This is a genomic window from Achromobacter xylosoxidans A8, from assembly GCF_000165835.1.
Lineage (GTDB): Bacteria > Pseudomonadota > Gammaproteobacteria > Burkholderiales > Burkholderiaceae_B > Achromobacter > Achromobacter xylosoxidans_B.
Window position 1 is genome coordinate 185,808 of record NC_014642.1, and the last position, 25,161, is coordinate 210,968.

At 61.5% G+C, this 25,161-nt stretch carries 24 protein-coding genes; 11 read left to right on the top strand and 13 right to left on the bottom strand.

Annotation, left to right across the window (positions count from 1 at the left end):
- Positions 1–58: 58 nt before the first annotated feature.
- The 4 genes from AXYL_RS34690 to AXYL_RS33770 all read right to left on the bottom strand — a co-directional run bounded on the left by AXYL_RS34690 (position 59) and on the right by AXYL_RS33770 (position 4,605).
- Positions 59–490: a hypothetical protein gene (locus AXYL_RS34690; RefSeq protein ID WP_148260784.1), complete on the bottom strand. Its 432-nt coding sequence runs from the start codon at positions 488–490 to the stop codon at positions 59–61.
- 129 nt (positions 491–619) lie between these two features.
- Positions 620–1,750, bottom strand: coding sequence for a hypothetical protein (locus AXYL_RS33760; protein ID WP_041657801.1), 1,131 nt, complete (start codon positions 1,748–1,750; stop codon positions 620–622).
- Positions 1,751–1,991: 241 nt separating this feature from the next.
- Positions 1,992–3,035 carry a hypothetical protein gene (locus tag AXYL_RS33765; protein ID WP_013397313.1) on the bottom strand — a complete coding sequence of 348 codons (1,044 nt, stop codon included), beginning with the start codon at positions 3,033–3,035 and terminating at the stop codon, positions 1,992–1,994.
- A gap of 79 nt (positions 3,036–3,114) precedes the next feature.
- Positions 3,115–4,605, bottom strand: coding sequence for a UvrD-helicase domain-containing protein (locus tag AXYL_RS33770; RefSeq protein ID WP_158307684.1), 1,491 nt, complete (start codon positions 4,603–4,605; stop codon positions 3,115–3,117).
- Between the two features lie 664 nt (positions 4,606–5,269).
- Between AXYL_RS33770 and AXYL_RS33775 the strand changes: the two genes are divergently transcribed.
- The 7 genes from AXYL_RS33775 (at position 5,270) to AXYL_RS33805 (ending at position 10,567) form a co-directional block, all read left to right on the top strand.
- On the top strand, positions 5,270–5,599 hold the full coding sequence (locus AXYL_RS33775) for a hypothetical protein (RefSeq protein ID WP_013397315.1): 330 nt from the start codon (positions 5,270–5,272) through the stop codon (positions 5,597–5,599).
- A 170-nt stretch (positions 5,600–5,769) separates the two neighbouring features.
- A complete protein-coding gene (locus AXYL_RS33780) occupies positions 5,770–6,030 on the top strand; it encodes a hypothetical protein (protein ID WP_013397316.1) in 261 nt (86 codons plus the stop codon).
- Positions 6,031–6,222: 192 nt separating this feature from the next.
- Positions 6,223–6,429: a hypothetical protein gene (locus AXYL_RS33785; RefSeq protein ID WP_013397317.1), complete on the top strand. Its 207-nt coding sequence runs from the start codon at positions 6,223–6,225 to the stop codon at positions 6,427–6,429.
- A gap of 474 nt (positions 6,430–6,903) precedes the next feature.
- Entirely contained in the window at positions 6,904–7,851 is a 948-nt protein-coding gene (locus tag AXYL_RS33790) for a helix-turn-helix transcriptional regulator (RefSeq protein WP_013397318.1), read from the top strand.
- 133 nt (positions 7,852–7,984) lie between these two features.
- On the top strand, positions 7,985–8,704 hold the full coding sequence (locus tag AXYL_RS33795; RefSeq protein WP_013397319.1) for a fumarylacetoacetate hydrolase family protein: 720 nt from the start codon (positions 7,985–7,987) through the stop codon (positions 8,702–8,704).
- 108 nt (positions 8,705–8,812) lie between these two features.
- Positions 8,813–9,793 (top strand): Bug family tripartite tricarboxylate transporter substrate binding protein, encoded by a 981-nt coding sequence (locus AXYL_RS33800; RefSeq protein WP_013397320.1) that lies wholly within the window; start codon positions 8,813–8,815, stop codon positions 9,791–9,793.
- A gap of 18 nt (positions 9,794–9,811) precedes the next feature.
- Positions 9,812–10,567: a sulfite exporter TauE/SafE family protein gene (locus AXYL_RS33805; protein ID WP_013397321.1), complete on the top strand. Its 756-nt coding sequence runs from the start codon at positions 9,812–9,814 to the stop codon at positions 10,565–10,567.
- Between the two features lie 203 nt (positions 10,568–10,770).
- On the opposite strand, the gene AXYL_RS33810 is transcribed toward AXYL_RS33805, so the two are convergent.
- The 6 genes from AXYL_RS33810 to AXYL_RS33835 form a co-directional block, all read right to left on the bottom strand.
- On the bottom strand, positions 10,771–11,913 hold the full coding sequence (locus tag AXYL_RS33810; RefSeq protein ID WP_013397322.1) for a hypothetical protein: 1,143 nt from the start codon (positions 11,911–11,913) through the stop codon (positions 10,771–10,773).
- Positions 11,914–12,282 carry a hypothetical protein gene (locus tag AXYL_RS35050; protein WP_041657810.1) on the bottom strand — a complete coding sequence of 123 codons (369 nt, stop codon included), beginning with the start codon at positions 12,280–12,282 and terminating at the stop codon, positions 11,914–11,916.
- 2,317 nt (positions 12,283–14,599) lie between these two features.
- Complete coding sequence (locus tag AXYL_RS33820; protein WP_013397325.1) at positions 14,600–15,496, bottom strand: hypothetical protein; 897 nt, start codon at positions 15,494–15,496, stop codon at positions 14,600–14,602.
- 30 nt (positions 15,497–15,526) lie between these two features.
- Positions 15,527–16,873, bottom strand: coding sequence for a type II toxin-antitoxin system HipA family toxin (locus AXYL_RS33825; protein WP_013397326.1), 1,347 nt, complete (start codon positions 16,871–16,873; stop codon positions 15,527–15,529).
- Between the two features lie 3 nt (positions 16,874–16,876).
- Positions 16,877–17,134 (bottom strand): helix-turn-helix domain-containing protein, encoded by a 258-nt coding sequence (locus AXYL_RS33830; RefSeq protein ID WP_013397327.1) that lies wholly within the window; start codon positions 17,132–17,134, stop codon positions 16,877–16,879.
- Between the two features lie 193 nt (positions 17,135–17,327).
- Complete coding sequence (locus AXYL_RS33835) at positions 17,328–17,618, bottom strand: helix-turn-helix domain-containing protein (RefSeq protein WP_013397328.1); 291 nt, start codon at positions 17,616–17,618, stop codon at positions 17,328–17,330.
- Between the two features lie 328 nt (positions 17,619–17,946).
- Between AXYL_RS33835 and AXYL_RS33840 the strand changes: the two genes are divergently transcribed.
- The 4 genes from AXYL_RS33840 to AXYL_RS33855 all read left to right on the top strand — a co-directional run bounded on the left by AXYL_RS33840 (position 17,947) and on the right by AXYL_RS33855 (position 20,889).
- The gene (locus tag AXYL_RS33840; protein WP_041657813.1) at positions 17,947–18,318 is read left to right on the top strand and encodes a hypothetical protein; all 372 of its coding nucleotides are present in this window, start codon (positions 17,947–17,949) and stop codon (positions 18,316–18,318) included.
- A gap of 378 nt (positions 18,319–18,696) precedes the next feature.
- Positions 18,697–18,990, top strand: coding sequence for a helix-turn-helix domain-containing protein (locus AXYL_RS34185; protein WP_148260786.1), 294 nt, complete (start codon positions 18,697–18,699; stop codon positions 18,988–18,990).
- A gap of 11 nt (positions 18,991–19,001) precedes the next feature.
- Complete coding sequence (locus AXYL_RS33850; RefSeq protein WP_013397332.1) at positions 19,002–20,297, top strand: type II toxin-antitoxin system HipA family toxin; 1,296 nt, start codon at positions 19,002–19,004, stop codon at positions 20,295–20,297.
- Positions 20,298–20,604: 307 nt separating this feature from the next.
- Positions 20,605–20,889 carry a hypothetical protein gene (locus AXYL_RS33855; protein WP_013397333.1) on the top strand — a complete coding sequence of 95 codons (285 nt, stop codon included), beginning with the start codon at positions 20,605–20,607 and terminating at the stop codon, positions 20,887–20,889.
- A gap of 65 nt (positions 20,890–20,954) precedes the next feature.
- Here the strand turns inward: AXYL_RS33855 and AXYL_RS33860 are convergent, their stop codons facing one another.
- From AXYL_RS33860 to AXYL_RS33870, 3 genes are read right to left on the bottom strand one after another with little or no spacing between them, the layout of a single operon-like run.
- The gene (locus AXYL_RS33860; RefSeq protein WP_413772879.1) at positions 20,955–23,132 is read right to left on the bottom strand and encodes a DotA/TraY family protein; all 2,178 of its coding nucleotides are present in this window, start codon (positions 23,130–23,132) and stop codon (positions 20,955–20,957) included.
- 59 nt (positions 23,133–23,191) lie between these two features.
- Complete coding sequence (locus AXYL_RS33865) at positions 23,192–23,731, bottom strand: hypothetical protein (RefSeq protein ID WP_013397335.1); 540 nt, start codon at positions 23,729–23,731, stop codon at positions 23,192–23,194.
- Positions 23,732–23,736: 5 nt separating this feature from the next.
- Positions 23,737–25,068, bottom strand: coding sequence for a hypothetical protein (locus tag AXYL_RS33870; RefSeq protein ID WP_041657820.1), 1,332 nt, complete (start codon positions 25,066–25,068; stop codon positions 23,737–23,739).
- Positions 25,069–25,161: the final 93 nt, after the last annotated feature.

Genomic DNA, 25,161 nt, shown 5'->3' on the forward strand with positions numbered 1-25,161 from the left:
GAAAGAACGCCCGAAAGCAGACCTCTAGGGCGTGCGAAATCAGCAAGACGTCTCGGCGTCAGGACTTCTTCCAAGTGCAGTTGCGATACTCGTTCTGGTGCGAAGAGACGACAGCCCCTTCGGGGGTCACCAAGTTCCATGTTTCCGTGGCAAGCAATTGGTTGTCGCGCTCGAACACGTGATACGTCCTGGATTGCCGGTCACCATTGGACAGGACCGCCGTCACAAAGCCGTAGTAGGTATTGACGATTCCGCTGATGGAATCCCGCTGTACGAAATGAACGGGCTTATATCTGTTGGACTTTTCTTCCTTTTCGTGGGTGGTATACGTGGTGCTCACCTCTGAACCATCCCACCGCCATTGGATTGGACGCGCAGCATCTTTTGCAGGCTTTTCGATTTGAGTTTTGCAGCTGATGGTGAACGCCGCGTGTGCAGGCGCTGCGACGGCCGCGGTCAAAAGCAAAGCACCGATGACGGCATTTTTCATACCTATATCCCCTGGGTGGATGGATGAAGCAATGCCCCACAGAAACGGCATTGGGGCATTTTCCGGAATCAACAATTGTAGGATTGCGGCTCAGGTACAAAGGCGAGGGTTAGCCCCCAATTTTCGCCTCTATCCTCGGGGACGCTCGTATGTGGGGGCGGTCTTCTCCGCCGCTCGATCGGAATCCTTCCGGTGTTCGATGGCAGGTAGCGCCCCCAAACACTCGATAAGCGCTGTAGCCGCCGGCGCGGGCCGGTCCCGCTCGTCGACCAGCTTCATGATGGCGATGTCTTCCAGGCGAATTCGCCCGATCTCATCGAGATCTTGGTTCTCCGGCCGGCTGCGCTCGGTATCCAACCACCGCATGACCGCCTGAGCCTCGCCTTCGGTCCACCTGTTCCCCGGCCTGGCAGGCCCGATCACGCCGAGATCGCGTTCGGCCGCCGCCAGCCAGTCCATTTGGGCAGCGCTCAGCTTGTCATCTCCAAGTATGACGAGCGGCCGATGAATGATGGCCACGGGCGTTTGGCGAGGCCAAGCCTGGCGGTCGTCGTACCAGCCCTGCTCACGCACTTGGTAGAACTGGCTCCGGAGCGATAGCCAATCCTTCGGCGTCGTGTACAGCAGCAGCTCGGCGCCGACATCACGCGCCACCCGAGCCAGTTCAAGGCGGCTCTGTGCGGGGGCCGGGGCATCCCCCAGGACCTCGCCCGAGGCATCATCGACCAGGGAGTTTCCGACCTTCGTCGTTCCCGCTGGCAGCCCGAGGTTGTGAACGGAGCGGCCCACCCAGTCCGAATCCGCGACCAGCACGATACGCCCAAGGGATGCACGCTCGGGGGGCGTGGACGCCTCAGGCGCGACCAGGCGAATGCGTTCCACCCCGAGGACCGAAAGAACCTCGTTGCCGGGCTCATCCCAGGACGCAGACACCAAGGCACGGCCGCCGCCCAGATCGATCTCGACCGCCGTAGCGCGCACGTCTGCACCGGCCCGCACAGACGTCCATTCCCGCTCCGAATAGGCTGAGCCCAGCGGAATGCTCTCGGGGGCGCCTCGGTGATAGCGCAGACTCGCTTCAGGTTCGAATTCGGCCGGATTCGCCCGCGGGAGAGCCCGCCGCCGGGGAGCAACAGGTTCCTGTTGGCCCACGTCCCCCGACCAGTATTCAACGTTTTCGTCGTCAGACTGGGTGAGCGGCGCCTCGTCCAGCCAGGCGGGCGGATCCAGCGCATCGATTGGGACGGCTTCGATCCCCACGCTTGGCTGCGAATGGGTCTGAAGGCCCTTTGCTGGAGCGGCTCCAAACGTGCTCCTACCTGGCTGACGCTCTTCAGAGGATGCCAGCGCCATCGGTGGCACGTTCACCTGCGGCGCCGGCCGGGGCGCCGGCGCACGGGGTGCTGGTGTTGGAGTATCAGGACCGACCAGACCAGTGCCCGGAATATTGAAGCGTATCCCCATAGTCGCTCACCCAAGAAGTAAATTTCAGTGGCCAGGATTAGCCGTGTTCGCGCGGGCGTTCGATTTGCTGGGGCGCCGGCTCCTCGTCACCGAAGAAGCCGTCATCGACCGGCGGAGGCATTACAGGTGCTGGCAACTGGTCAACCGGTTGAAGTGCTGCCGCGCCGGTGTCGGCACCGTCCTGCTCTTGTGCTTGGTCCGCCGCCACCTGGTTGTATCCCAGCTGCTCAATATGGACTTGGTGCGGCGCGTAGGGCTGGCCTACGTTCTCCAACTGGAAGGCAGACGGATGGCCCAGGGCAAAGATCAGTTCGCGCAGAGTCGGATCTTGCGCAACCAGGTCGGCGTACTCCTGGGCAAGCTCCGCAGAAGGGGCCACGAGTCGCATGCGAAGCACTCCGTCCGCGCGGTCTTCGGAGGAGTCCACGGGGAAGGAAGCGGTCTCAGCCTCCAATGCGCCGAAAACGGCGTCTGCCGGGCACGGGGAGACTTCACCCGCACCCCGGAGAGTGGCCGCCGCATGGAGTCGCCCGTACGGTCGTTCGGTGACTGGCCCGGTCTCCACTTCGTCGTCAGCGTTCACTGCAGGAATCGACATCCGGAAGTTGACCAGCAGGCCTTGGACCTGCATGGGGCTGACAAACACCTCTTCTGCTCCGGTGTCACGCAGAATGTCGTCGATGGCCAAAAGCGCTCGATCGCGATCGCTCTCCAGCGCGAGCGCCATTTCGCTTCCGTCTTCTTGGGCAGCTCGCATGCTCGCGTACATGTCCGCCCAACGCGCCCGCACCATCGCGCCGATGTTGGCCTTCACGACAGGTAACAGGGCTTCAGGCACCTGCAGAATCGAGACAGTTGCCGCCTCCGACTCGCGGCGGGTGTAGTCGAAGAATTGCTCGTCAGCTCGGCGAATTGCTGAGTCGACTAAGAACTTACCGTCCTCATAGGTCCCGTACACGCCGGCCAGGATATTGTTGAGTTGGCTGTCGCCGGGCGCCGAGCGAAGGACTGCCAGCGCAACCGTGGGGCTCTCGGCCGTGCTACCGGGGGCGGCGAGTTGGTTGTCTGTGATTTCAGGCACTGAGGACTCCTACTTGGAAAGGTGACCCGCGTCTGCGGGCCAGGTTGAATTCGGTGCTCGCGGGGGCGCCACGCGCCCCCTAGGGTCGATCGCCCATCATCTCGGCGTGTGAGCTGGTCCGCGCCAGTGCCTCCTGCAGGAGAAGCCGCTCTTCGTCCATCCAGGCCCCAAGGGCCGGGTTCGGGCGGACGCAGTACTTCGCGCGGGACAGCGCCACGTACAGGAGGTTGATCTCTTGCTCGTCCTCTGAGGTCATCTGATCGGCCTGGTGTGCCGTCAGCGCGCGTTCGAAGGACTTGTCGAAGTCGTCGCAGAGCTCCACCTGGGGAAACTCCAGACCTTTGGATCCGTGGCCAGTGCCCAGGCCGATAGCCGCGTTTTCCAGAGTTTCGGAGACCTGTGAGTCGATGCGTTCCACCAGGTCGGGAATGCGGTGCCGATACTGCTCGACCAGTGCATGCAGGATTTTGGCGTCAGGATCACCCGTGCTTTCTGCGTACTGCCGCAGCTCCTCCCAACTGAGATAGCCGCGGAAGAACTCGTCGTTGACCTCACGCACACGGCCCTCCCAGAGCGCGTATGCATCCAACAACATGTGCACGCGGTACTTGCCGATGCCGCCGACCCAGTAGATCGGGGTGTTCTTGGACTCCACATGCGCGACAGCCATCTCAAAGAGCTTGGCATTGGTGCGCGCCAGATAGGTCGTGGATTCCTTTTCACTCCAGGGGCGATCCTGGCCGCAGCCCACCACGCGTGCCGTTTCATGGGGCTTGAAAGCTGCCAGGACTAGATTGACCTTCTCCGCCGTCTCCGGGCCAAAGCGCCATGTTTCCGTCAACGTGTGGACCGATGCATCCTCGGGCAAATGCTTAAAGATGTTGTAGGCGCCGCGGAACTTGTAGATGGACTGGTGCTCATCACCGATGATCATCAGCTTCGAACCGTACTCCCGCTGCTGGAGCACAAGCGCGGCCATCAGTGGGTTGGCGTCTTGGGCCTCTTCAAAGATGATGCGCTCGAAGCCGAGGTTCGGGCGGCCGAGAATGAAGCGCTTCAGGTATCCGTCGTGGGGAATGCGGCAGCGCCCGTGCGGATTCTTCATTTCCTCCCAAAGCGCATTCGCCTTCTGAGCGCATTCCTGCAGCCGTGCAATGCTCACCTTAGGATCAGCCGCCACCGCGCGCGCACTGTGGAGCTCGACGTCAATCGTAGGGGCAGTGTCGGCAAAGAACTCTTGAAACAAGCGCCCAATCACCGCCACCTCATTCCAGCTCGGCCTTTTCCCAGTCAGCGTCTGCAGGTCATCCGTGATCGTCCGCGCATTCCAGTACTTCGGTACCCGGGCCCTCGTGCGGGCATCCAGCCCAAGGTACGCGATGGAGTGGCCCGTCCGACAATCGACGTTGCGTGGAAAGCGCAGCTTGGCTTCATCGGCATTGGCCTTTGCAAAGCTGACATACAGCATCTTCTCTTTCGGCCGGGCCTCCGCCACTCCGATCGAGGTGGTCGTTTTCCCGCTGCCCGACAGGGCCATCGCGGCCACGACTTCAGCGTCGTCGTCGATCACCCCCTGCTGGGACGCTGTGGGGGTGGGACGGGAGCGTGCGGGGCCCCGCTGTGCCGAGGGGGCGATCGGACGAGCGTTGCGAAATGCCGCCGGCGCCGCAGCGCGGTCCACCTGGGGGCGCGGTGGTACTTGGTTCCCTGCTCCTCCCGAAGGCGGAAGCGCGCGCGATTGGCTTGCCATCTGCTGGCGCTGGTTGCCCTGCCGCGCCCCCGAGTCTGCTCCGACCGGTCCTACCCCTGGCACCACGAATCGAAAGCGCGGGCGGGCCACTTCGGGTGTCTCCCCTTCCGTCGGCATCACCTCCGACGCGTCGAGGTCCCGGGGCATCTCATCATTCCGCAGAATGGCCATGGATCAAGTTCCAGTCATATATTTGTATGAATGGTAAGTCTATTTCATTCTATGACCGCCCCAAATCTTGGCGGCCAAGCTGAGGCCGACTACTTGCGGCTCCTGCCCAGCGCTGCAGCCGGCGGATGCAATTGGCCGCACACTAAAGGACTCCGGTTCGCCCGAGTCCAACGCGCCGACGAAAGCTTTGGAGCGATACCACCGCCCGGTAGGCTGATGTCTGAACTCGTCCTCGGTCCATCTGGCGATCGCGTCTCACCGTGCGTCGTCTGCCCAGGGCTCCATAATCAGACCACCCGCAGAAGGAGCAATCATGCAAGCCATCATCGACCAATTGAAGAGGATCCAGAATCTGCAAAAGGACCCCGAGGCCTCCACCAATGGTCAGGTACTCGAAGCCCTGCTGGATGTATCGAATTCGTTCCCGGAGGTCATTGCGGTGCTCGAGGGGGCGCTCCACATTCAGCGCCCTTCAGTGAGCCAGCCCAAGCCTCAAGCACAGGAAGAGGCCCGAGACCTCATCGCGGATCTGTCTTCGGCCTTGGACAACGTCCTGCTCCACCACGGTAGCGCCATGCCTCATGGAGATACTGTGAGCCGCTTCGAGCTCGTCAGGCGGGCCGAGGCCTTTCTATCTCGATAGCACCTGACCTGGGGCCGGGTTACTCTCCGGCCCTGACAGGGCATCAGCCATAGCCGACCTTGGACGGCTAGAACGGATTCCTTGGCCCGCCTCGTGGCGGACAACCCCGGCAATCAGTCCCCTGCTGCCGGCCGGCAAACCGGCGCGATCGCGCCACCATCACTGACACCATGAAACTGATCCCAGTTAAGCCCAATGGGCTCGATCCTGTTGTTCTGGAGTATCGCGACGGCACCCGTCTACTCTTCAGCTATGAAACGCCGGTAGCGGCCTTCTCACCTGGGGGCGGGTTCATCGTCACCCGGGAGAACGTCTCAGTCACCACTGAGCGTCGCATCAAAGATTGGATCGGCTCGCAGCCCTTCCGAGATGCGGATCAGGCTGAGATCTTTGCGGTGATCACTGGCCGCCCTGTGCTCACGCGCGAATAGACGTGGTGCTGAAGGCAGGCTAGGCCCCGCGGCGCGCGCCCCCCCGGGCAGGTGCGGAGCAATCGCCGCGCCGCTGAACGCCGAGGCCAACCAGCTGAGGAGAGTCAGGCGGCCGCGTAGCTGCGAGAGTTTTGGGACGAGATATCGGCCCCGTAGACTGAATGCACAGTCATCAAACACGAGGCAATTTGCATGAACCTTTACACGTTTCAGCAGCTGGGCGAAAACCTTCCCGATTTGCAAGCAGAAGGTCGCACCGTCTACGAAGGTGTGCGCGCCATCAGTGACAGGATCAATGGCGGTGCCGTGCACATGTTCGGACACGACCACTATGCGATCAGCACCCATGAAGGTACCGGTCTATGCCAACTGCTCTTGAAATCGACCGCCGTCGTGTGATTCCAATCGCCTGGCCTTCCGATCGGGCACGCGCCCCTCGCTTTCAAATGAGCTCGGCCCGCCGCGCGCGGCAGCAGCCCTGACACCTCGAAAGATTCCCCACCAGCGAAGCGGCCCAGCAGCGCGGACTGCTGCGGTACGCCGGCCTGCCCTCGTGAAACCATCCTCTCCGAAGGGCCTGGACGAAAACGCCCCCTAACCCTCGGCATGGCGATGGGGGAGCCTGGCATAACTGCCCACCGCGTTACCTGACCTTAGGGGAGCGACGGCGCCATGACACCGGGTAGTCAAGAAAATGTTGAACACTGGCCGCCCGGAACCTGGGGGCGCGCGCGGAAACTCCCGGGTGTCCGGCGCCGCGCGCGCCGCGCTTGCCCTCATTGCCGAGGCGAACTTGTCGCCGCCGCGCCAGCCACGCAAAATGGCGCCTGGCCTGTCGTTCCCGAACGAGTCTTTCCGTCCTCGGATCCATTCATGGCATCGTCCACCGCCCTTGCCCCTTCCGCCCGCCCCGCGCGCGATCTGCCGCTGAGCAACTACAAGATGTCCGAGCGTTCTCGGTACGGCGACTTCGGCATCCGCGACGAGCGCACGGCGCTGCCCAACCCCGCGGCGCACCGCCACGAATACCTGCAGATCCACGTGCAACTGGCCGGCAAAACCCAGCACGCCATCGGCGATGCGCGGCGCGCGGTCACGCCGGGCACGGTGTGCTTCATCCTTCCCTACAAGACCCATTTCATCCCGACCGTGCCGGGCAGCCGCTACTACATCCTCAACGCCAGCCTGGGCTACCTGCTGCCCTCGCTGGACGTGGACGCGCTCGACCTTCAGGACCTGCCCATCGAGCGCGCGCCCGAGCTCGCGCCCTTCCGCTTCCAGGAGCAGCTGGACTTCCGGCTGAACGGCGCGGCGCTGGCCCAGGTGGAAGGGCTGTGCCGCGAGATCGCGGCCGAAGACCAGCGCCGGGCCAACGGCTCGGCCATCCTGATCCGCGCGTACCTGCTGCAGCTGATCGGCCTGGTCTGGCGCGAGCACGGCGAGGCGCTGGCCGCGCTGGCGGCCATGCCCGCCTCGGGCCAGGCCCGCAATCCGGCCCTGACGCGGCTGCGGGCCTTCCTGAAAGACCGCCTGGACCAGCCCGTGTCCCTGACCGACGCGGCCGCCGCCATCCACCTGTCCCCCACCTACCTGGCCCACCTGCTCAAGCGCGAGACGGGCCAGACCTTCGTCGAATACCTGACCGCCCGGCGGATGTCGCTGGCGCGCGAGCTGCTGCTGCATACCAGCCTCTCGGTCAAGGAGATCGCGTTTCGCTGCGGGTTTTCCGACGAAGCGTATTTCGGGCGCCGCTTCCGGTTGCTCGAACAGGCCAGCCCCACGGCGTTCCGCCGCCAGCTGCGCCAGCCCGGGCCGTGCTGAGCCGGCCGGCGCCGACTGCGCAAGTTTGTCCGGCTTTAGGACAGTCCACCGTCTAACGGCCGCCCTCGCCTTTCGCGCAACATTCATGCATCGCCCGCGCCCTCACGGCGCGGGGCCAGCCGAAAGGAGTTTCATGAATCACCCCGCCCCCGCCAACGGCGCCGCTGCCTTGCCCCTGCCCGTCGTCGCCCCCGTGACCGTGCCCGTCGCCGGACGCGACCAGGCCTTCGCGGTGCGGCGCATCTACTGCGTCGGCCGCAACTACATCGAGCACATCCGCGAGATGAAGGAAGGCGACGAGCGCGATCCCCCCTTCTTTTTCCAGAAGCCCACCGACGCGATCGTCACCGATGGCCAGGTGCCCTATCCCGTCCTGACCGAGGACTTCCAGTTCGAGCTCGAACTGGTCATCGCCATCGGCCGCACGCCCGATCCCGATCCCACCCAATCCCTGTCCGCGGTGTTCGGCTACGCGGTGGGCCTGGACATGACCCGGCGCGACCGCCAGCGCGAAGCCTTCCGCGAAGGGCGTCCGTGGGAAGTGGGCAAGTCCTTCGACGCGTCCGCCCCCTGCGGCCCCATCCTGCCGGTGGAGGCCGGCGGACACGTGCTGGCCGGGCCCTTGACGCTGGAAGTCAACGGCCGGGTCGCGCAGCAGTCCGACCTCGGCAAGATGATCTGGAACGTGCCGGAAATCATCGTGCAGCTTTCGCGCCAGTACCGCCTGATGCCGGGCGACCTGATCTACACCGGCACGCCCGCGGGCGTGGGCGCGGTGCAGGTCGGCGACCGCCTGCACGGGCGCGTCGCGGGGCTGCCGGAGCTGGATGTGACCATCGTCGCGGCGCGCTAGCCGCGAACCGCTGCGGGAAACGGGGCTCGCGCCCCGCGCCGGAGCGCCGCCCGCAGGGCCTCGCAGGCCCCGGGCCGGTCCGGCGACAACAATAATGGAGAGAGGCAAATGAAGACGAATCGAGTATTGCAGCATCTGGCCGCGTCCCTCGCGCTGGCCGCCGGCCTGTCCGGCGGCGCCCAGGCGCAGGATTATCCGTCGCGCCCGGTCACCACCATCGTGCCCTTCGCCGCGGGCGGAGCGAGCGACCTGCTCGCCCGCCAGCTCGGCAAGCAGCTGTCCACCAAGCTGGGACAGGCCTTCGTCATCGAGAACCGCGCCGGCGCTGGCGGCACCGTGGGCGCGCGGCTGGCGGCGCGCGCCGCGCCCGACGGCTACACGCTGGTCATGGGCACGAACGCCTCTCACGCCATCGCGACGACCACGCACCGCAACCTGAACTACGACCCGCTGAAGGACTTCGCCGCCATCTCGCTGGTGGCCCGCGTTCCGCAAGTCGTCATGGTGCATCCCTCGGTGCCGGTCAAGGACATCCCCGGGCTGATCGACTATGCCAAGCGCAACCCCGGGCAGCTGAACTTCAGCTCCGCCGGCAACGGCACGCCGGGCCACCTGGGCATGGAACTGTTCAAGATGATGACCGGCGTGGACATGGTGCACGTGCCGTTCCAGGGCGGCAATCCCGCGCTGGTGGCGCTGACCGGCGGACAGGTGCAGCTGCTGGCCGACAACATCAGCTCGGCGCTGCCGCAGATCAAGGCCGGCAAGGCCCGGGCGATCGCGGTCACGTCCGCGCACCGCTCCCAGGCCCTGCCCGACGTGCCCACCATCGCCGAACAAGGCGTGCCGGGCTTCGAATCGGGATCGTGGTTCGCCTTGTTCGCGCCCGCCGGCACGCCGCCCGCGGTCGTCGACAAGCTCAACGCCGAAGTGGCGCTGGCGCTCAAGGACCCGGCCGCGCACGAGACGCTCTCGGCCCAGGGCGCCGAACCCGACCCGGGCACGCCGGAAGCCCTGCGCCAGCTGATCCGCGAGGACGTGGCCAAGTGGGGTGACGTGGTCAAGCGCATCGGCCTGCAGGTCGATTGAGGACGGCACAGGAACGGCATGATGGAAACCCTGTTGCTGTGCGCCGCCGCCTTCATCGGCGGCGCGCTCAATACGATCGCGGGCGGCGGCAGTTTCCTGACGCTGCCCGCGCTGATGTTCGCCGGCGTGCCGGCTGTCGCGGCCAACGCCACCGGCGCGGTCGCGCTGCTGCCCGGCTATCTGGCCGGCGCCCTGTCGCTGGGCCGCGGCCGCGCGGCCCGGCCCGGCCTGATGCCCTTGGGCCAGTTGGCGATCCTGTCCTGCGCCGGCGGCGCGCTGGGCGCATACCTGCTGACGCAGACCGGCGACGCGGCCCTGCGCGGCATCGTGCCCTGGATGATGTTGCTGGCGACCCTGATGTTCATGGCCGGCCCCGCCTGGATCGCGCGCCGGGCCCGCGGCGCGGCCTCGGCCGAGGTCTCGGTATCGGACGCGGGATTGCGCGCCGGGCTGTTCGCCGCCAGCATCTACGGCGGCTACTTCAATGGCGGCATGGGCATCCTGCTGCTGGCGCTGTTCGCGCTGGCCGGACACCGCGACCTGCTCGCCATGAACCAGGCCAAGAACTGGGCCTCGGCCGTGCTCACGCTGATGGCCGCCGGCGTCTATTCGGCGGGCGGGGCCGTGGACTGGCCGCGCGCCATGCCCATGATGGTTGCCGGCGCGCTGGGTGGCTGGGCCGGCGGCCGCCTGACGCATCGCCTGCCCGTGGCGGTCGTGCGCCGCGGCGTGATCGTGGTGGGCCTGGCCATGACGACCGCCTTGTTCCGCTGATCGCCGGCGGAGCGCCTATCGCTGGCAGCCGGCGCCGCCCGGCGGGCAGCCCCCTTCGGCCTCCCAGGCCCCCATCCGCGTCCGGCAGTGGCGCAAGGCGCGCTGGCCTGCCCTCGTGCAACCAACCCCCGAAAGGCCTGGACGAAAACGCCCCCTAACCCTCGGTATGGCGATGGCGGAGGCTGGCATAACTGCCCACCGCGCTACCTGGCCTTAGCGGAGCGGCTGCGCCATGACACTGGGTAATCAAGCAAATGTTGAACATCCAGCCATTTCCGCCGGGCACCAAGCTCCGCATTGCTTGCTTTCGAGGCTTCCAGGGTCCTCAGACGGCTTAGCTCATGAAACACCTGCAGTGTGTGCGCCACGGGGGCGCTGGCCAACAATGCAGAATCGCTCGCGCCAGCAGCAATCGAAGGAGAACCCTGCACAGCGTCCTCCGCCCACTCGTCGCTCCGCTCCAACAGATCAGCGGTGCGCTGGCGCCATTTCCCGGATACTGCCCACCGCAAACTCTGCTTCTTCGCACCCTGTTCAAGCTCATAGAGATAGTTTGAAAGGCACAGCACCTTGGCATGAGCTTTGCACGCCCCCTCCGCCTTCTCGTGGGTGAGCGCCAGGTGCTGGGCAACCTCCATCGGTTGAATATGGCGGTATCGGTCGGGGGCGGACAGAGGTATGCGCAGATCTTCAGCCTTCATAGGCGCGGAGACCCCTTCCCGCATCGTTACTGGATCCTTCCACACGAACCTGAACCCGTACCGCCCCCAGAACTTGTTGCGAGTGATTCGGTCTTCATCGGTCTCTGCCTGAGCCGCGTGAAGGGACACGCAATCGACACTAGCTCTCGGCCAATACTTCGCCCACCTTGTGATCTCGTCTTGAATGTAGGAGCCAAGCCGGAAGCGACGAATCGATTCGGGATCGACGATCAAAAGCCCCGGCCGGTGCATCGTCAGTCGGCCATCATCGCCGAACACGCCGGGCGCGCGTGAGTACCTCGCCTCAAACCAACCGCCCTGATCCGGACAGAGCTCAGATGCCCCATCCGACAGGATCCAATACTTGATCTTGAACTCGGCCTTGTAGGCTTGTGCGCGGATGCTGTCGGACAGGAGGATTCCGCTCGATGCCGCCTTGAAGGTCTCTACCTCTTCGACCAGAAGCCAGAAAGGCACTGCAACCCGAGGAAGGTGCCGACCTGCCGCCTTTGAGTCCGCCGGCGCCGAAAAGTGCACGTGCCCTTCCAAGACGGCAGGCTCACCAACTTCAAGGACGTACCGACTGCGTATCGTGAGAATGGAAGCGCCCCCCGGGGCGTTTTCGATCAAGGTCGTATCCGACATTTAGAAGAATCCATTGTCTGCGGGCTCGCCCTGAGTGAATGCGGCCGAAGGCGGTACCTCCTGCACGCGCTCGACCTCTGCCAAATGCTCCTTAGGGCGGACGACGCCAGGGCGGGCCTTTCCAACAGGGCCGTAGTAGGCGGACGCCTTCCTCGGTGAATTGCCCATCTCCACCGCCGCGGCCTTCAGCCCATTGCGCTTCTTCCTATCAGCCCCGAATTGCCCTCTTGCCGCGTAGAAGGTCATCGTGATCCCAAGATCCTGGCACACGTCATACCGCTTGCGATCCATCGCCTCGTAGAAGGCGTGATAGCCGCCCGGTTGCGCGCATCCGCGCGCCACGTAACCAAGGAACAGATCGACCCACAAGCGCTCCTCCGGATCAATACTAACAACGCGCTCACGTGGCAATTTCGTAGGGGGCGCTGCTCCAGCCATAGACGGGAGGGTTTGCGGCGCCTGGCGCCGCTTTGCACTTCTCACCTTCAGTTCTAGGGAGCCGGGGGCGGTCCACTCGGCTCTCGGCCACTCACTCGGGCGTAGCCCTGCTGCCTGAAACGCACGAATGGCCACTGTGACTACAGAGGCTGGGTCCAATCGATCACCCTTTCGGGGGCGCGCCTGAAGCGCCAGTCGCTGCGTCAGCAGCCGCAGATGCGATGGCAGAATATGGCGCCGCCGAGTAGACGCGGCAGCATAGAGGCGCTGGGTTGTGCCCGGACGCACCCCTTTGAAACCGTCCCTGGGCGACAACGCTTCTAGGCGCGAATCCGCCTCAAGGGCCTCAGGCGATCCATCTCTGGCGAAATAGTCCCGTAGGGCGGCGCGCCGAATCATCCACGTACCAGGTCGAATCCCAGGGGCGTGGTGCACAAGCCAGTCTACAAGCGCTTGGAAGTATCCCGGCCTGGACGGAGCCGCCCCCGTGTGGGCTACGCCACGTTGAATGCGGGTCAAGGCGCGCGCATAAGCCTCGGTCGTAGACGGCATGAGCGTGCGTGCGGCCGGGAGTGCGGATCCCTCGAGGGTGCGTACGTCCACGGGCGCTGACGGCTCAATGGTGCGGCCGGCCAGGGGCATGGACGTCCCAAGGGTGCGAACGGCCGGGGGCGCGGACACCTCAAGGGTGCGAGCCGCCGAGGGCGCGGACGGCTCAGAAACGGCGCTTGCATGGGCGTGGACGCCCACATCGGGCTCGTATTGGGCCGCGAGCGTCTGGCGGTCGGAGTTGCCGTCGTCAAGTACACCGGGCTTACTTGTTTCCATCAGACCTCCTCCAGGAATGCACAGATCAGGCCAGAACTGGGCCAGGGGCGCGCCGGGGCGAATCCGCTCCCTGAGGTGAAAGCGACCTTGTGCGGACTCTTCCTGCGCGAGAACGCACCGAGGTGCAGCTCCCCTGTCGCGCGGTCGGTCCCATGGATCAATGCGACAGCACCGGTCGCGCCGAGGACGGACCCAACCATAAGAGACCAAGCGGCGCTAGCCGAACGCGCGTCTTGGGTGGCGTCGCCGCGGGTGAATCTACCTGCCAGCGCACTTGTACGGGTCCTAGACGCGTCCAATGGCGGTTCTCCCCGATGCTGAAGCTCGCCCATGCCAAACCCTTCCAGAACGAATCCACTCGGGGCGCATGCGCGACATAGCGGGTGCACTGGGGGCGCATTCGTCCCGGACGGAGACGCCAATGCGGTAACGGCCCAGGGAGCGCATCCACCAGTGGGTGAGCCCAAGGCCGGCGAATGCGCGCCAGGACGCACCAGGGCCTGCGTGCGGCGTCGAATGGGGATGATGCGGGCCGGAGCCGCTGGCGCTGGGGCGGCTGGCACGTTGTGAGCCCGCGCATGGGGCGAATGCGAACGGGAGCGGGCAAAAACGGGCGTGCTTTCGAGCGATAGCGGATTCTTCCCCATTAGTGGGATGTGATTTTTTCGGAGTAATGAGACGTGGGGCAAGAATTCACCTCGGAAACGGCCATTCGAACCCATACAGCTCAGCTGCAAGTTCGCAATTTCCGGCCATTATCTGCGTTTTGCGCGGTCCGCCTGGCGCAAATGACACACGATTTTCGACTGTAAGTATTTCGCTCGAAAACCGGTGACTTTCGCGCATGGCCATAGAAATTCACCAAGTAGCTCCTAAAGCCGTGATCTGTCGAACAAATTCTCGTCGGAGAAATTGAAAGATGAAGCGGCGGCACGTGCACTTCCCGAATTTCTTGTTTTCGGACGGAATTTCACCAATGCTGGTGAATGGCATTGGCTGTCACTAAAGGCGGCCTCGCGGTGCACCGCAGAATCTAATGACGGTGAATGTCATTGGGAGTCAATCGAGCCCTCTCCCGCCAGGGAACAACCTCCAGCAATCCCAAACAAGGTCAAATGGGTTCCCGTAGGTGCTCACCTTTGAGGGCAATACAAAGGTCCCTGTAATTGCTCACCATATCGAATGGAATGAGACTTCACTGGTGGATGAATTGGCCTATGTGCGTCGCCGGCTGAAGAAACCCGCCGACGACTTGGCGGACCCAGACCAATTGAGTAAAGAAGGAAGGAAGCCGAACAAGCACACTCTGCATCGAGGCGCGCGAAGAGTCTGCTCAGCTGATGACCGCTTGTCGCCAGCTAAGGGATCCTGGGGGGGAGTGTTTTTGGCAGATAGACACCTATGAGCTGATGACCCGCCGTTAACGACTCACGTTCTGTTCATCATTACTAACTGGGCCTGGACGGGGAAGACTCCGATGCCAAATCTGCACACCTTCCGCCAGGATGTCGTCGCAACCACGTCGAAGTTTCCAACCGAAAGTGTCCTTGCCCACCGCCAGTTCAAAACTGGATAGAGTTCGCTTCACCGGGTGGAAATCCCACTCCTCCGTCGGAGGAACAGCGAATTTTTTCCGTAGCGCGTTGAGCAGCTTTTCACGCCCTGGCAGCAGAGGCGAAGCCAAAATCAGGCTGTAACCCCTCTCCTCATTTCGCTCTGCCTCCGTCACGAGCTCGTGAGAAACCTCGATCAATTTCCGTGTCAGTTGAAGGAGCTCTGCCAGGCCGAGCACGAGCTTGCGCGTCCCCACGCATCCAAACAGGTGAAAGCGGGCGCAGAGTCGATAGATGAATCCATGCCACACGTCATTGTCGCCCGTAAAATGGAGCGACCATAACTGTGGCCCTTCCTGAGTCGCGACGATCTTAATTTCACGGGCACCGATATGGGTGGGGAGGAAGGTGCCCACCACTCGCTTTTGCCTGGTCTTCCTATAGAGATGAACACCGACGACGAAGAACGACACTGCGAAAAATCCGCTCACAGAGAGAACGAACACTAGTGGATCTACGTACGTACGAGTGGACCAGAGATAGACCAAGACCACGAAGAGCGAAAGCACCACCATGCAAAGTAGGTGAACGATCCGGTTGTAGTTCAAGCGGAACTCGTATCTCCCGGCAATGCGGTCTTTGCCGCAAAGGGTGCCCATCGCTCCAAAGCCCGCGGACAATCCCCCCCCAACGGCTACGACAACAGTCAAAAGCGCGAACAGTACTGGGAAATTTTGGTACCACATGTACAGATGATCGAACATATCGGTGTTGCCTAAAGTTGAAAAAGTGCATTAGGACCGCTTGCGGGTTGGAGCCGCAATCAATTCCGACCTCCCGATGGCCATGGGGGCGGCTTGCTGTGAATCGGCGGCCGCAATCCCCGCTTCGGCAATGGCGGCATCTAGGCCGCGATACCTCTTATCAAGCCGAGCGCTGCGAAGCGAACACATGCCGTCGTTCCACGAATGCACCATCTGCGTCGCAATCCAAGTCCAGCGTGGCTCATTCTTAGCGGCGGCAAGGATCTCCTGACCCACCTCCACGGCTGATTCGCACAGTTGCTCGACCATGTCCTGGTAGTCCCGGGGAGAAATATCCAGTCGGGCAGTGCAAAAGCGCGCCAGCGTTTTACCCGGCGCCCATGTCTTGCGTCCGTCCACGGACAGGCCTGGCGCGCTGCTGAACTGGGGGTAGGCCTGCGTCGTGACCACGTCGTAGATGGGTGTGTAGCGCACATCCTCGAGAGACGAGTAGTAGATGGCGATGTTCTTCGCGTGGCAGTCGGCATTTCGCACGACATAGTTAGAGAGCAGTTGCCAGGCGAAGTGAAGATTCTGTTGGCGCCGCGCCGCAGCCGGGATGTATGCCCGGGTAGCGTTCAAGGCCCGTTCGGTAGACGGGCTGTATTTCTCGTGCGGGGGAAGCCCGAGCAAATTGCAGGCATCCTCTACCCCGTAAGCCGGCCGCCCCTCGGCATCGACGTCAAAGCGATCCACCACGAGGATCCGTCCATCCGCGGACATTTGCGTACGAACCACCGGCACGACATTCAAACGCTCCAGCACTTTCAAGGTGAAGTGCTCGTTGAAGCCCAAAAATTCCGTGGCCTTGTCTGAACCCTTGATGATATGACGAGCGGTACGGAGCGTGGCCTTGCCCGCATCTTCACCGCTTCCCGGCTCGTCCTCGGGCGCGAGAAATTTTGGCACCACGCCCGAGACCGCGGAGCGCGCGTACTGGCGCACCAAGTAATCAAAGTGCGCCGTCGATTGCTCTGCAGTCAGAAGCTCATCAATATTCAGAGGATTGAGCTCCACGCCTGGTGCCACCCCTTCGGGTGTCACAGCAACACGCCCAATACCAGCTGCCCCCACAACGGCCAACAGCGAAAGATCAGTCCCATCCAGAAGCGGCCCGAACAATTCGCGGATCACTCCTAGCAGATGCCCTTCAGGTAGGTTCTGGCGAAAAAACGGGTGCAGATCCCGAGGCCAACGCCATGGCGCCTGGCGCACGGGCATGGTCACGCTGACGAACGCGTGCTCAGGTGTCCCGGGTTCGTATTGAAGGACATACTCGTCCGCCTCTCGATAGAGCTGCGCGACTCGCAGCCCCTGCACGTGTACGTCTAGACGCATCGATCACTCCACGCGTTTTTGTTCTTCAAGGATGTCTTCGACGGTCCGACCATGGCCACGCTTCACAAACTTGAGGTCGTAGCCCGCAGCTTCCAGCAGTCTCACCAGAGCGGAAACGCTCATGTCCCCACGGGCAACGGTCTCCATTCGATTGACTGTTGTTCGTGCAACGCCGGCGCGCGCCGCCAACTCGTCTTGGGAGAGATGGCTTTGCTTGCGCACGTTCTTTAGCATTTCTGCAACATCGCCTAAAGTCGTCATTTGTAGCCCCTGGGCATCAAAACTAATTCATTCTACGCATTTTGTAGCCCACGAGGCACAAAATGGACATTGAACTGCTCTATCGGGGCGTGCGCAATTCTGTAGCCCTTGGGCTACATAAAAGGGCGCAATATGGAAGTTTGAAGCCCAGGGGCTACAAGATCGGAAAGGGTCTCTGGCCGTGCGAAACGGCTCAGGCGATAGGAGATTCTCGGAGTTCGCGGAGCTCTTCGAGGACCTCATTGAGCACCGACTGCACTCCCTCGGGAGTGCCCCCACTGTATGCAAGAACCAGCAACGTGACGGGATGTACGTTCAAAACATCGCAAATATCCGACAACTTGCTGAGGGTTGGGCTTTTCAAATCCCGCTCCAGCACGCTCAGATAGGTCCGGCTCGAGACGTCCGAAAAGGCTTCCTGGCTTAAGCCACGGGCCTTTCTTACCGTTCTCAATGCTGCCGCAAGAGAGTGCTTCGCTGCCACTGCTCGGTTCCTCTGTAAAACAGCATAGCAACGCATTGCGCTCTATTGAGCTACAAACTATAGTGTTCATTTCAAATGTTTACGGTTTGCGTCTTTTTATTGTACTTTGCAGGGCGTACCTACCAACAACCAGGTCATGACTTCTCTTTCTAATAATGGGTCCTCCCCCACAGCCCCCCAAAACCAAACCCTGAACATGCGACCTCCGCCGGGGCGAAGCGGAACCTTTACTGGCTTTCGTCGCGATAGCACTCACGCCGGCACCGCGCTTAGCACTACTGGCAACACAATGAGCGGCTGGATGCCAGTTCCAGCCGCATTGCTCCAAATGATTGAGGTCTGGGACACCGCTTGCCGCCAGGCGGCCGCAGCCGCACTACTTCCGTTCGACCGCCTCTACTGGGAGGAACGTCTGCAGGCGTTGCGGAAGGCGTGTCACCGCATGAGCGCGACGTACGGCAATGGCATCAATGGCGCCGCTACCGAGGCTGTTCAAGTTAGTAAGGGCTGGGCACACGCCCCCCTCGATCTCCTCGATATGCTCGAGGATTTGGACACCGCATGCGTGTTGGCCGCAGCAGCCGAACAAACCCCCAGCAAGCGCGACAATTGGGAAAAGTGCATCGAAACGCAACGCGCTGCGAGAGAGCTGCTGGATAGCGCAATGCCGGCACGCCTCGTCCCTCTGATCCCGCGCTAGAAGGTCAATCGCTTCGCGCGCCGCTCGAACGGAAGATTCACCTGCACTAGAAGAAGAACAAAGACACAGCAATCGAATGTGGCCAACGATCGGCCTTCGAGCGCCGCGGCGATTCCCGCGCGCCATTCAATGCGTCGTGAGAAACATCACGACTGGCAAGGTCAGCAAGAGGGGGCGAAGTTGACGTGGCCTACGACACTCCTACGCGCCATTTCGACGCCTGGCCACCACCCAGTCGACTTCAACGCTTCGACCGGCGCAATCGACTTGATGGCCAAGGCTCTCCTGATCACACTGAAGCCATGGGTGCCACAATCTGGACGTCGAACAGAATCGGTGCTAAACCATCGAATGTGAACGAATTTCGGTGCTATAGCAATGAACATATCTCCTGGGTTGCCCCCTGAGACCAAGAAGCGGCTCGAGCTCTTTGCCGGACGCCTGCGTGCGGCGCGGAAGGGGCGCGGCTGGACCCAGGCGCGCCTTGCCACCGTAGCAAGCCTTGGGATTTCCACCGTGCGCGCGATCGAACATGGAGAGCCCAGTACCTCCATCGGCAGCTACCTCGCAGTTCTTTGGGCACTAGACCTGGACAGCGGGATCGACCAGCTCGTCCCTGCAGATCTAGCAGCAGCCAGTATTGGCTCCACGCCGATCGACACGAATTTCTAAGGACTCACGTGATGGCTCGCCAAATCTATGTTTGGACATATCTTCCAGGTCTTGCCGAACCGGTGGTTGCCGGAGCCTTTAAGCACACCGAGCTCACGTCGACCAGCGGCCGCGGCGAGTTTGCCTACGCCGCTTCGTACCTGTCCCGTCCAAACGCAGTGGCGCTCTGCCCGGCCGTGCCATTGGGGCGGACACAGTTCTCGACGACGGCGAATCGCGGCTACTTCGGCTTTTTGCTTGATGCCGGCCCTGACTCGTGGGGACGCGCTCTAATTGACCGTCTCTATGGCGCCCAGGACCAATTGGGATACCTCCGACTATCTGAAGGCGGAGTCAGGACAGGAGCGCTTCTTTTCAGCGACTCCCCGAGCACAGTCAACTCCACCGCCTGGTTGGCCTCAATCAGCGAACTCGAAGACATCCAGCAGGCAGCGCGGGCCGTCGAGCAAGGCAAAGATCTCCCGCGTGACGCCGAGCAATTGCTGCGCCCTGGGCTCTCGCTTGGGGGCGCCCGGCCAAAATGTTCAGTCCTGGCCGACGGCCGGATCTGGATTGCCAAGTTTCCCTCTACAAAAGACTCCCCAGAGCTTCCAGAGGTCGCGCGGCAAGAACATGCCATGTACCTCCTCGCTCGTCGAGCCGGCATTGAGGTGCCAAACTGCCAGTTGATTGAGGTTGGCGGACGTGCAGTGTTCCTCACGGAGCGATTCGACGTCGAAGTTCTGCCAACGGGGGAATTCGGGCGGCTTCGCTACGCTTCCGCGCGCAGCGCACTTGAAGTACCCGATCTTCCCCCCTCGCCTCATGGGAGCTATCCAGGGCTCGCCCGCCGCATGACGAAGTGGAGCGAAGATCCCGCAGTGGATATCCGCCAGCTGTTCCGGCGCCTGGTATTCAACATCGCTACTTCCAACACCGACGATCACGAGTTAAACCATGGCTTCGTGGATGGCCCCGACGTTTCCAGTGTTGACACGTTACGATTGGCACCCGCATTCGACCTGGTGCCGTCCGTGATCACCACCGAACGGATGTACCAGGGCATGCTTGTTGGTGATGAGGGTGCACTCTCCACTTTCGAGAATGCGGTGAGCTCAGCAGACTTGTTCCGGCTCACGCCGAAGCAGGCCTGGGACATCGTTGAAGAAGTAAGCCAAGTAGTCGCTGAGCACTGGCAGCACACACTCTCCGAATCGGGCATCGATTTGCAGGAGGTGGGCAAGCTCGAACGAGCATTTACGCGGCACTTGGGCGTGGCCAACGAACCACCCGCACCTGCGCAGGTGCCACAAGAACGCCCGAGGTAGCAGCATTGACCGTCTGGTGCTGTACCACACAGCACGGCAGTGCCAAAGAAAAATGACTCAGCCAAGGTCGGCAAAAAATTTTGGGACGAACGGTTCGACCTGTAGGATGGTATTCAGAGGGTGATGATTTTTCACCCCGAATCGTTGGGATATCGCTGAGAGGGCCGACTTGCCCACTTGGGACTAGGCACGTGCGTGCTTCCTTGTGTACCCCCTAGCGAACGTTTCCTCCAAGAGCCATGTGATGATCAAATCAATTTTCAACAATTTCTGTTACATTCGACCCAACAAAGCTGAGGAACGCTCTATGCAAACCAAGCCCACCACCGGTTTTCAAGACCTGGTGTACTTCATCGCACGCCCCAAGGTGGTTATCTTTGCCGTCATCCTGGCGTTCGGCGGAGGATACCTCTTTCAAAGCAAGGCTTTCGTACAGCTCATCCTCGTGCCCGTCGGCATCTGCGTGGCCATAGCGCTGCTGGACATAATAATAGCCATAGCTACCCGCCTTATGGGGTTCGTCATCAATCCCAACTATCGCCGCGGCGTAATGCAGACTATTGCCGATGCGTGGCGAGGAGAACGTCGTTGATTAACACAAAGCATTCACACCCAAGCTAACAACCCGCCAAATTTGGCGGGTTGTTTTTTTGGGCGCTACGCCCGTCCTACACCAATTCCTGGAACGCCGGACCACCGGACCGTAGTCTGCGCGAGCATCTCAATCTTGTTATCCATTTCTCGGCCGAATCGCGCTTCCATCGCTGAGCCAATCCACCCCAACGAACGATCAGGAATCTCATAGACCATGTTGTAGATACCCTGAATCATGACCATCATTCCTATCATGAACAGGACGACGAGCCCAATGATCGAAGCAATTCCGGTGACTGAGTTACCTTGCACGTTGGCCAGCGCAGCTGCGAAAAGCTGGAGAAACAGCGTAGCGATCATGATCGACATTGCATTTGCAATATAGAAACTTACGACCATCAAAGTGGGCCGCAACAATACGTTGGGCAGGTGGGTATATCCCCGCTCCGTGCGCGCACCCATGCCATCACCTTCACCTGACAGGTGAGCAAACGCCATTAGCTGACCCGCGACAAGCCCTTCTACCACGATGCAGAAATAGCCTACTAGGCCGGTCATCCATGTCAGGAACGGAACAAACGGGATATAAATGGCGAGGATCGCACCCACAATAAACATGGCGATAGCGAGCTTCTCCAGGATCTTCAAAGTATCCGACCCGAACATTTTCAGAGCTGTAGGTCCGAAGCCTCCATTCGCCTTCGATGCCGCCGCTGCCGCTGCGCTAACTGCCTTGCCTGGTCCGGGAAGATCCTTCGCCTTTGAGGCCACATACGCGACCTGTGGAAGCATCATCAACCAATCGCCCACATTCTTGGACGCGATGATGGGGTTCACAAGCCCATTACCTCCGCTGTTCGCCGCGATGCCGTCGATCATTCTCAAGGCCAGTGCTTGGCCCATCGAGCAGTTCCCGGTTTCGGTCTGCCACGAATCGAAGAAGCATTCTGAAGCAGGCGCTGCGGTCTCACGCTTTGTAGACAGTGCGGCAAGCGCATCTCGCACCTGATCTGTCTGCGGCACATCGGCCAGGCCGACCGAGCTCAACACCCGCTGCCCGATTCCCCGTATCTGGTCACCAATCTCTCCAAGTCCAAAGCCAACTCGACTGCCTGGGGCTACTACGGTGACACTGTATACGTTTGCGGCATCGACGATTGCAGCATTCGCCTCAGCAATCGTTGAGTTCCAAGCACCGAGCACCGCCCAACCATCACGCTTAATCTTGTCCGATGCCTCCTTACGAATCGCACTCTGCTTGGGAATTAACGGCTTAACAATGTCGTATACCAATCGGACCCCTTTGCGCGCCTTCGTGAGGTGTTCGGTAGGCCATTCCGGCATGGGAGTTCCGTTGGCCAACGCCTTCTGATAGCCGCGAAACCAACCGACTGCAATCGGGTCGACGAGCGCATTGAGCCCTCGCAACTGTCCAACCATCGCCTGCCGGCCGGCCTTCGCAATTGCGTCATAATCGACCGAGTCGACTCGATACGAGAGTGCGCCCTGCAGGCCAGATCCGGAGCGTGCGTTATCGCCAAGAAAGCCCGCCAAGTTCACCCCCCCGCACAGCCGCTCTCCATAGATCTGATTTGTCCGCGCGCCCTCTGCGGAATCAAGATTGTCAATCAGCAGGTTGCTGCTGTCGTAGCCATCGGGATCGTCGTAAGCGCGATTTGCGAGAACGCACACCTTAGAGATGAAAAGCGCGTCAGCCACGTCCGCTGACAGTACCCCCGACCCCAGGGGGTTCACCATCGCCTCCGATTGGACCAGTGGGGCATAGTTTGACGCCGCGTCGATTGAGGCATTCAAAGACATATTTGCTGCCCCGATGCCAAGGAGGGTGAACCACATGAACAGCGCCTGTGCTGCAGAGAATCCGCCGAAGACGGGGAGCATCCCTGCGACGCCCACGGTTGTGCGAACGGGAAGCCACGCCGACGACATCTTCTGCCCAAGAACACGGCCCTCATGAGCGGATGTGAGAATGCCGGCCAAGATGTTGTACGTGAACCAGACAATACCCAGCCCCATGATCACCAAGTTCGAGATCAGGAAAACGTGGCCAAGCAACGAATCTGGCGTTCCAACTTCAAGGAATGGATTCTCGGCGAACTGGCCGAACACCATTCGCAGCACTTCATAGCTCTTATCAGTCTCCCTCCCAATCGCCTGCTCCAGTTCTTCGGAGGTCGGAGGCTTCTGCTGAGCAAGCGCAAGCTGCGTCAACACGGACATCGCTACCAGTAGCAAAGCGGAGAACGACCTGCGCAGGTACCCCGTTTTTTGGAACCTCATTATTTCTCCCCTTCTCTCTGGCGCATACTGGGTGACTCTTGCTCCAGAATGGGCCGACCTTCATTCGGCGAGTCAACAAGGAACTCGGCCGCATCTCGCTTAACGCCTTCAATCAGCTTTCTGCTCAGATCACGCAGCTGTTTCACTCCTACATGAACATCTAGCAGCGCCTGCAATGCCTTTGCCTTCACCTGGACCACGGGCAGGGCTGCTGAAACAGAGAGCACATCTCTGAGCTTCGCCAAGTCCTGATCGACGTTCTGCCTCAAGCTCAGCAGACGCCTGCCCTCGCCCGTATTAACTGCCGCGCGATCCTTCAGCCAATCCGCCAGATTCCGTTGCGCAGTGTCGACCTCGGCCGTCCGCGAAAGCAGTCTTTGGGCGATATCTGGCTGTGTCGGGCCCTCAGCATCCCGCCGCAATGCTGCGTAGCAAAGCTCGACCTGCCTGAGAAGCCGATCGGGCCTCGCGGCAATCAACGCGGCCAGACGCTGCGGAAATGATTCCCGCATCGATGTGGAGTTTTCGAGTCCTTGCATTTTCATCACTCCACAGAAGTAGCGGCGTCCTTAGACTGCTCCCGCATGCCATCCATGATTTCGCGCATCTCCACACGCACCAACGAGTTGTAAATCTGGCCGAGCAGCATGTTCGTCTTGCGCGCCTCCTGCAGGGACTTCACTTCAAGGTCTTGCCTCGCAAGGTTGATCAACGTCGCCTCACGCGCGATGACAGCTGGATCAAACTGAGTAGCAAAATCCAGTTGCCAGGCGGGATTGAGGTAACGTCGCTCGACTTCTAGGTGCTCAAGTTCCTCCAAGGAGATTCCCGTGCTGCTCCACTTCGGCGTGCTCTTCTGCAGGTACTGAGACACCCACGCCCCTGTGATCGGGTCGGCGGTGAGTTGTTGCAGCATCGGAATGGTTTCTTTGTCGGGGGAGCGCGCACCGATGTAATCCCGCGTCGGCTTGCTACCCATCGAAATGCGGGCGTCAAAAGTGGTCTTGAGCGCCAGGAAGCCCTTCCCCGCCCGGGTCTTCAGATCCAGCTTTTGCGGATCCTCGATCTGCTGAGGCTTCTCCAAGTGGTACACGAAGGAGTTCAGAGCATCGATTTCCTTCTTCGTTGTCCCCAACGTTCGCTGGTGCTTGAAGCCCTGTGCATCTCGCGATGCTTGCGGCCCATCGAAAAGTGTCTCCGCGCGCACGTCCGCTTGGAAATACCCAGTCAGGTTGCCCGCGGCCCACCCTGCTGCTTTGCACCAGAGCTCGCGTAGAGGGTTTCCCGCTCCATAAGTCTCACATGCCCCTTGGGCAGTGTCCTCAATTTGTCTGTTGGTTGAGGGAGCAGCTTCAAGGCCGTTTCCGCGGTCGATCGCTTTGGCCATAGCTGTGCTGACCGTTGAGTTTCCAGTCATCCGCACAGGGGCACCGCCGCCGCCATATTGCGCCCCCGATCCAGCGGCACTTGATCCGGCGCCGCCCGACTTGGACCGCGCAGTGACCGAGCATCCGTTAGCTTGCTCCAAGGCAGCGTCTCGCCTAGCCCGCTCGAGCTCAATCTGAGTTTGCCGGTTCGTCTGCGAGTCCAGCTCGGACCCCTTCGATATCGCGTTTGTCAGGGCTTCCGTCTGCGAACCCGTGGATTTGTAGATCGCGTCAACGATCGCATCTCTGGCATTCTGAATTGCCTGGACCACAGATTGGAGTTGCTGCTGAATCTGCTGCACCCCTTGATAGATCAGCGGCGAATAGCTATCCGCGACATACCCACCACCCGAAGCGGCCGCCGAGCTGAACGTCAACGCAAGAACGCCTGCAATGGCGTTGCGCCGCCACTTGGGCCCGAGTGGCCCGTATTCCTTCGAGTCCATCATCAACCCTTTCGCGTCGTAAAGAACAGGTCGTGTAAGACCGATGCCGTCCCGCCGAGGCACTCGATGCGCGGATCAGCTTTTGTGTTGCATGAA

Excerpts from the sequence above, each read along its gene's own strand:
- AXYL_RS33820 (WP_013397325.1), bottom strand. The coding sequence starts at position 15,496 with ATGTTCGATCATCTGTACATGTGGTACCAAAATTTCCCAGTACTGTTC.
- AXYL_RS33830 (WP_013397327.1), bottom strand. The coding sequence starts at position 17,134 with ATGACGACTTTAGGCGATGTTGCAGAAATGCTAAAGAACGTGCGCAAG.
- AXYL_RS33840 (WP_041657813.1), top strand. The coding sequence starts at position 17,947 with ATGATTGAGGTCTGGGACACCGCTTGCCGCCAGGCGGCCGCAGCCGCA.
- AXYL_RS33825 (WP_013397326.1), bottom strand. The coding sequence starts at position 16,873 with ATGCGTCTAGACGTACACGTGCAGGGGCTGCGAGTCGCGCAGCTCTAT.
- AXYL_RS34185 (WP_148260786.1), top strand. The coding sequence starts at position 18,697 with ATGAACATATCTCCTGGGTTGCCCCCTGAGACCAAGAAGCGGCTCGAG.
- AXYL_RS33795 (WP_013397319.1), top strand. The coding sequence starts at position 7,985 with ATGAATCACCCCGCCCCCGCCAACGGCGCCGCTGCCTTGCCCCTGCCC.
- AXYL_RS33850 (WP_013397332.1), top strand. The coding sequence starts at position 19,002 with ATGGCTCGCCAAATCTATGTTTGGACATATCTTCCAGGTCTTGCCGAA.
- AXYL_RS33780 (WP_013397316.1), top strand. The coding sequence starts at position 5,770 with ATGAAACTGATCCCAGTTAAGCCCAATGGGCTCGATCCTGTTGTTCTG.
- AXYL_RS33810 (WP_013397322.1), bottom strand. The coding sequence starts at position 11,913 with ATGTCGGATACGACCTTGATCGAAAACGCCCCGGGGGGCGCTTCCATT.
- AXYL_RS33785 (WP_013397317.1), top strand. The coding sequence starts at position 6,223 with ATGAACCTTTACACGTTTCAGCAGCTGGGCGAAAACCTTCCCGATTTG.
- AXYL_RS33855 (WP_013397333.1), top strand. The coding sequence starts at position 20,605 with ATGCAAACCAAGCCCACCACCGGTTTTCAAGACCTGGTGTACTTCATC.
- AXYL_RS33860 (WP_413772879.1), bottom strand. The coding sequence starts at position 23,132 with ATGTCCGTGTTGACGCAGCTTGCGCTTGCTCAGCAGAAGCCTCCGACC.
- AXYL_RS34690 (WP_148260784.1), bottom strand. The coding sequence starts at position 490 with ATGAAAAATGCCGTCATCGGTGCTTTGCTTTTGACCGCGGCCGTCGCA.
- AXYL_RS33800 (WP_013397320.1), top strand. The coding sequence starts at position 8,813 with ATGAAGACGAATCGAGTATTGCAGCATCTGGCCGCGTCCCTCGCGCTG.
- AXYL_RS33865 (WP_013397335.1), bottom strand. The coding sequence starts at position 23,731 with ATGCAAGGACTCGAAAACTCCACATCGATGCGGGAATCATTTCCGCAG.
- AXYL_RS33775 (WP_013397315.1), top strand. The coding sequence starts at position 5,270 with ATGCAAGCCATCATCGACCAATTGAAGAGGATCCAGAATCTGCAAAAG.
- AXYL_RS33805 (WP_013397321.1), top strand. The coding sequence starts at position 9,812 with ATGATGGAAACCCTGTTGCTGTGCGCCGCCGCCTTCATCGGCGGCGCG.
- AXYL_RS33790 (WP_013397318.1), top strand. The coding sequence starts at position 6,904 with ATGGCATCGTCCACCGCCCTTGCCCCTTCCGCCCGCCCCGCGCGCGAT.
- AXYL_RS33870 (WP_041657820.1), bottom strand. The coding sequence starts at position 25,068 with ATGATGGACTCGAAGGAATACGGGCCACTCGGGCCCAAGTGGCGGCGC.